The organism is Bacillus chungangensis, assembly GCF_030812995.1.
In the GTDB taxonomy this organism is placed as follows: Bacteria; Bacillota; Bacilli; order Bacillales; family Bacillaceae_C; genus Bacillus_CF; species Bacillus_CF chungangensis.
On the sequence record NZ_JAUSTT010000041.1, the window covers coordinates 21,727 to 27,726 of the forward strand.

Annotated in this window: 7 protein-coding genes and 1 pseudogene; all 8 read left to right on the forward strand. The window is 38.6% G+C overall.

Features of this window, described 5'->3' with window-relative positions; all coding sequences use genetic code 11:
- Positions 1–171: 171 nt before the first annotated feature.
- Positions 172–1,170, forward strand: a complete 999-nt coding sequence (locus tag J2S08_RS21105) for an ABC transporter substrate-binding protein (protein WP_307233105.1) — start codon at positions 172–174, stop codon at positions 1,168–1,170.
- A complete protein-coding gene (locus J2S08_RS21110; RefSeq protein WP_307233108.1) occupies positions 1,157–2,206 on the forward strand; it encodes a FecCD family ABC transporter permease in 1,050 nt (349 codons plus the stop codon). Before J2S08_RS21105 ends, J2S08_RS21110 begins: the two co-directional genes overlap by 14 nt.
- Positions 2,193–2,978 (forward strand): ABC transporter ATP-binding protein, encoded by a 786-nt coding sequence (locus tag J2S08_RS21115; protein WP_307233110.1) that lies wholly within the window; start codon positions 2,193–2,195, stop codon positions 2,976–2,978. The genes J2S08_RS21110 and J2S08_RS21115 overlap by 14 nt, the downstream gene beginning before the upstream one ends.
- Before the next feature lie 27 nt (positions 2,979–3,005).
- A complete protein-coding gene (locus J2S08_RS21120) occupies positions 3,006–3,347 on the forward strand; it encodes an antibiotic biosynthesis monooxygenase (protein ID WP_307233112.1) in 342 nt (113 codons plus the stop codon).
- A 291-nt stretch (positions 3,348–3,638) separates the two neighbouring features.
- Positions 3,639–4,574: a cysteine synthase A gene (gene cysK, locus J2S08_RS21125; RefSeq protein WP_307233115.1), complete on the forward strand. Its 936-nt coding sequence runs from the start codon at positions 3,639–3,641 to the stop codon at positions 4,572–4,574.
- A gap of 213 nt (positions 4,575–4,787) precedes the next feature.
- A complete protein-coding gene (locus tag J2S08_RS21130) occupies positions 4,788–5,276 on the forward strand; it encodes a hypothetical protein (protein ID WP_307233117.1) in 489 nt (162 codons plus the stop codon).
- 215 nt (positions 5,277–5,491) lie between these two features.
- Complete coding sequence (locus J2S08_RS21135) at positions 5,492–5,815, forward strand: DUF7716 domain-containing protein (protein WP_307233120.1); 324 nt, start codon at positions 5,492–5,494, stop codon at positions 5,813–5,815.
- A gap of 92 nt (positions 5,816–5,907) precedes the next feature.
- Positions 5,908–6,000 (forward strand): annotated as a pseudogene (locus J2S08_RS21140) (IS200/IS605 family transposase); the annotation flags it as partial.

The window sequence follows — 6,000 nt, forward strand, 5'->3', positions numbered from 1 at the left end:
GAAGGCATTATCAGCATTTGTCAGCCATTATCTACGGCGAAAAATATCTTTTAGTAAATATAGGATACAGTTTTCGAAAAACAATTTAAATTATTCATACATTCAATTGACAATGATAATCGTTTTCAGTAATATGGATTTGAGTTTATTACTGGGAATGGAGGAATTGGAGTGAAAAAGTATTTATCTCTTATATTTACTTTCATGCTTGCATTTTCCTTAGCTGGATGTGGTGCAGGGAATGAAAAAGCAAATACAGATTCAGAGAAGAAGGAGGAGAAGGTAGAAAAAGAAGCAGAAAATAAGGAGCAGCAACCTGACAAAATAGTCTTAACAGACTTTACTGGCAGAGAAATTGAATTGGAGAAGCCAGCAGAGAAAGTAGCGTTGTTAAGTAGTGGAGACATGGATTTGATGATGAATCTTGGCGGTAATATTGTTGGGCGGCCCAGCAGTCGTGGAGAAGTTCCGGAAGCTGTAAAGGATGCCGAAGAAATCGGAAACCCGCATGAACCAAACTTTGAAAAAATTGTGAGTGTTGAAGCGGATGTACTGATTGCAAATGAAAGTTTCCAGCGTCACATTAAAACAGTTGAAAGCCAAGGAACGAAAGTCATTTTAACATCTGCCAACTCAGTTGACGATATTAAAAAACAAATTGAATTATATGCACAAATCTTACAAAAAGAAGCGAAAGGCGAAGAGCTTATCAAGCAAATCGATGATCAGATCGATGCATTAAAAGCTGATAAAGATGGCAACAAACTGAAAACATTACTCGTTTATGGTGCTCCAGGCACTTTCTTAGCAGCCCTTCCGAATTCACTTTCTGGCAATATTTTAGAACTAGCTGGCGGGGAAAATATCGCAAATGAATTTCCGAAGCGTGATGATTATCCAAATTACGCTAATTTGAGCGCTGAAAAAATTATTGAAAAGGACCCTGATATTATCTTTTTAATTACCCACGGTGATGCAGAAGCTGTAAAGACAGCTTTTGAAGAGGAAATGTCACAAAACCCTGCGTGGACTAATCTAACTGCTGTTCAAAAAGAAAGATATGTGATTTTGCCATCACACTTGTTCGGCTCCAATCCAGGGATGAAAATTGTTGACTCTATTACATTTATGAGCGATCAGTTAAAAGAGGCAGCGAATGAAAGCAACTGAAGAAAAAAAAGCTTCTAAAGAGGAGAAAAAGCAAAAACATCCGTTGGCACGGAGACGTTTGCTTTTCTTTTCTTCCAGTACAATTATTGTTGTTCTTGTTGTTCTTTATGCTTTAAGAGTTGGAGCAGTTTCATTTACAACAGAAGAGGTATGGAGTGGTTTTACCTCTACTGAACAAACAATGGCGAGAAAAATTGTCTGGGATTTGCGCGTGCCAAGAGTGGTGATTGGATTGATGGTTGGGATGTCGCTTTCGATTGCAGGAAGTTTGCTGCAAGGCGTGATGAAAAACCCATTGGCAGACCCAGGAATCATTGGCGTTTCTTCTGGTGCAGGTTTAGTAGCAACTATCATTATGATTCTTTTCCCACAGCATGCGCTTTTGATTCCTGGCGGCGCTTTTCTAGGAGCATTTATTACTGCAATGTTGATTTATTTATTGGCATGGCAGCAAGGTGCTAATCCGATGCGGATAATTTTAGTAGGGATCGCCGTAAATGCTGTGATCGGTGCTGTAATGAGTGCAATCATGCTGCTTTATAGTGATCGAGTCCAAGCAATTCTTCCTTGGCTTGCCGGTGGGATTTCAGGAGTAGGCTGGAATCATGTAAACATGATCTGCTGGTATGTATTGCTTGCATTCGTGCTGTCTTTCTTTTCGATTAAGCATATCCGCATTCTTATGCTTGGAGATGAAGTAGCTAAATTGCTAGGGAACAAAGTGGAAAGAAGCCGTTTTTTCCTTATTGTTGTTAGCACTCTTTTAGCAGGAATAGCAGTAAGTGTATCAGGGCTGATCGGTTTTGTTGGATTAGTCGTGCCCCATATTATGCGCTTAATAGTCGGCAATGATTATCGTTACCTTCTGCCTGCTTCTGCTATAGGAGGAGCGATTTTGTTAGTACTCGCTGATACGATCGCACGGAGCTGGTTTGATCCGATTGAGCTGCCAGTAGGTATCTTACTTTCTTTCTTAGGCGGACCGTTTTTCTTATTTATCATTAGAAAAGGAGGGAAACGCTATGCTGCAAACTAAGGAGATAAGTTATGCCCACTCCCCTTCCTTTAAAGTAAGCGACATTCATTTAGAAATGAAGAAGGGGGAGATTGTTAGTCTTATTGGTCCCAACGGTTCAGGCAAATCAACGGTGCTTAGGCTTATTAGCCGTTTATTGAAGCCTGAGACAGGAGAAGTCGTATTGAATGGCAAGGATATTCATACACTTGATTCTATAGAAGTAGCAAGACAACTGGCGATGCTGCCGCAAACACACGACCATTTCATTGACATCACCGTAAGAGAGCTTGTAGAATTTGGGAGACACCCTCATAGAAAATGGTTTGAGCGGGCAAGTGCGGAAGATGAAGACATTATTGATTGGGCGTTGGATGTCACTCATTTAAAAGAATACGAGTATCGCATGCTGCATTCGCTTTCAGGGGGAGAAAGGCAGCGTGCTTGGATTGCAATGGCGATTACCCAGCGAACTAACTTGCTTCTTCTTGATGAGCCAACTACCTATTTAGATATTGCTCATCAGTTGGAAGTAATGGAATTGATTGAGCAGTTAAACGCGCAATATGAGATGACCATTGTCATGGTGCTTCATGACATCAACCAAGCAGCAAAATATAGTCATCGCCTCATTGCGATGAAGGATGGCGCTATCTGTTTTGATGGCATTCCCCAATGTGTCTTATGTCCCGAAATGTTTCAACAAATATTTTCAATCGAAGTTGATATTTTTCAAAATGGCGATAAGCCATACTTTACACCGGTTAGAAGACTCTTACATGCAAACTATTAATTCCACATCAATTGGAGGTAGAAAGAAATGATCATGGTATCCAATACAATTCATATTAAAAAAGGCTTTGCTGATAAAGTAATCGAAGGGTTCAAGCAGCCAAAAGGCATCCAAAACTTTGCTGGATTTATTAGAATGGAAGTGTTAAAAACAGAAGGCATAGAAGAGCATGATGAAATCAAAGTTTGTACCTTCTGGGATAATCGCGAAGCATTTGAAGCATGGACAAACAGCAATTCATTTAAGCAGGCCCACGAACGGAGACAAAAACAACCTGAAGAAAAAAAGGGAGAGCAAATCATGCTCGGCTCCAAAATGACAATGCATGATGTCGTTGTCGCACATGAACCAGCTAATCAAATAAGTTGATAGAAGCTGCTCTGTCTTTAGGAGCAGCTTTTCTGTTCAGCTTAAAGCAAAGTTTCGGCTTATAAACATATCAACTTGGCTTATAAAAGCAAGATTCCGATATCCACTTTCGTGAATTTTCCCCTTGTTTCTCAAGTTTCATTTCTCGATTTTTTCATCGTATATCTAAAACCATCTAAATAGGTTTGTTTAATAAGATTTATATTTGCTATAATAAGAAGATCAGAAAAGATTGGGTTGCAGATGAAAATCCTATTATTGGCAGTGAGTGTGGAAAGGAAATGATGATACATGCAAGTAGTTCATAATATTGCGGATTTAATTGGAAAGACACCGCTTGTAAAATTAAATAGACTTCCTGATCCAAACGGAGCATCTGTCTATGTAAAACTTGAATATTTTAATCCAAGCAGAAGTGTAAAAGACCGAGCTGCTTTTAATATGATCGTAGAAGCAGAGAAAAGCGGCCATTTAACAAAAGGCACTACCATTATTGAGCCAACGTCAGGAAACACTGGAATAGGTTTAGCAATGAATGCTGCTGCTCGCGGCTATCGTGCAATCATTGTGATGCCGGATTCATCGACAACAGAACGTATTAATCTACTAAAAGCGTATGGTGCCGAGGTTATTTTGACACCAAGTGAGGAAAAAATGCCAGGTGCAATCAAGAAGGCAAAGGAATTAGCAGCGAAAATTCCGAACAGCTATATTCCTATGCAGTTTGAAAATGAAGCAAACCCAGATATCCATCGACAAACAACGGGTTTAGAAATTATTAAAGCAATGGAATCGATCGGAAAAAAACTCTCAGCCTTCGTTGGCACCTCAGGAACTGGCGGAACGATCACTGGTACTGGCGAAGTACTAAAGGAACATGACAAAAACATCACCGTTCATGTCGTAGAGCCTGCCGGTTCACCAGTTTTATCCGGCGGCAAGCCTGGCAAACATAAACTTGTTGGAACAAGTCCTGGTTTTATTCCTCCTGTTTTAAATACAAACATTTATGACGAGATATTTGCAATAAAAGACGAGGAAGCATATGAAACAGTTCGAAAATTAGCAGCAAGTGAAGGAATATTGGTTGGTCCTTCAGGAGGTGCATCGATCTTTGCGGCATTAACTGTTGCAAAACGTTTAAAACCAATGGATACGGTTGTTTGCATTGCTCCTGATTCTGGTGAACGCTACTTATCAACCGATTTGTTTTCAAGTGACTCTTAGATGATTTATAAGAATTTTCCCCTGTCTTGTCGACGGGGATTTATATTTACAAATAAAGAAGATGTACAGACTTGACAGAGCCAAAAATAAGGATAAACTGAAGCCAGTTTTCTATGCGGCTGGGATGGGATTTATACTGAAGATGGTCTTCATGATAAGAGAACGTCAGATGACCGAGGAAACAGCTTTGTAGACAATACTGGAGGGAAAGATATGAACGATACGTTAAAAACAATCATTGAAAAAATGAGAGCAGCTTTAGAATCCGATCCAGATGGACTTATAATAGGAAAATTTAGATCAGGAAAAGAGATTGATTCGTCTATATTCAAGGATGCTACCAAAGAATACGCTGATTTTTTAGCGATTAGTAATGGAGCGAGATGTGGCTCTATAGACTTATTTCCGTTTGAAATCATGTCCGAAAGCCAAAGTTTTTTGGACTTGTTAGAAAATCTTGAAGATGCTCAAGAACAGTGGATTTATATAGGCCAAGTTCTTTATGACCCAATCATCATAAATAAAATAAATGGATTCGTCTATCATTTTTATGAGGGGCTACCTCTTGAAAAACGAGAATGTTATGGTACATTTGAGGAATTTTTAATAAATTATGTATTTGGAAAAAGATATAGTGAAATAATTCCAGATGCAAACAATGATGAGTGGTACCAATTGCTAAAGAGATTGCAGATTATATAGCTAAACGATGCAGAGGGTTTCCAAGCGATTCAAAATTTGTTTAAAAAAATTGAGAAATGATATCCAGGAATAATCGTTCGGTAAAACCAGGAAAAAGAGGAGTATTTTTCTAAGTAAAGGGAAAAGAAGATATGGTAACAAAAATAAATACATCTTGTCTTAAAAAAGCATTTATAAAGGATGGAGCATTGAATGCTAGATGATGGGAGAAGAATATGGAGAAACTGATGACATTACGTCATATACTAAACAATATTGAAAAATACAAGTGGTCAGATGCATTGTTTCTACCAGTAGACGAGACGTGGAGTCTAGATACACAAGGAGCTGTCATCGATCCAGATGATGCGGAGGATGACGGTGATGAAGTGCCTAAATTTGCTAAGGATTATCATTTAATATACGTATTAGATATTCAAACGATAAAAGCAACGATAAAAAATGCTTCTGAACAAAAGACTGAGTATACGGATAAAGATTTAACTGGATTTTTGAAAAGAATTCTCCCACTTCTAAATGTGAAGGGCATAGCCCAATGAAAGTGGATGATGAATTTTCGGTTGGCGTAGGCCAAAAGATTGTTCTATGATTAGTCTATACAATATGGTTTGATAGAATTATAAAAAACCGCATGTTTAAGGCACATCCGAATAGTGAGTGATCAAAGTTTCTAAATGTGTATAAGCGTGCAAGTTCTCTTCTAATAAAACGTGACTTTCCCATT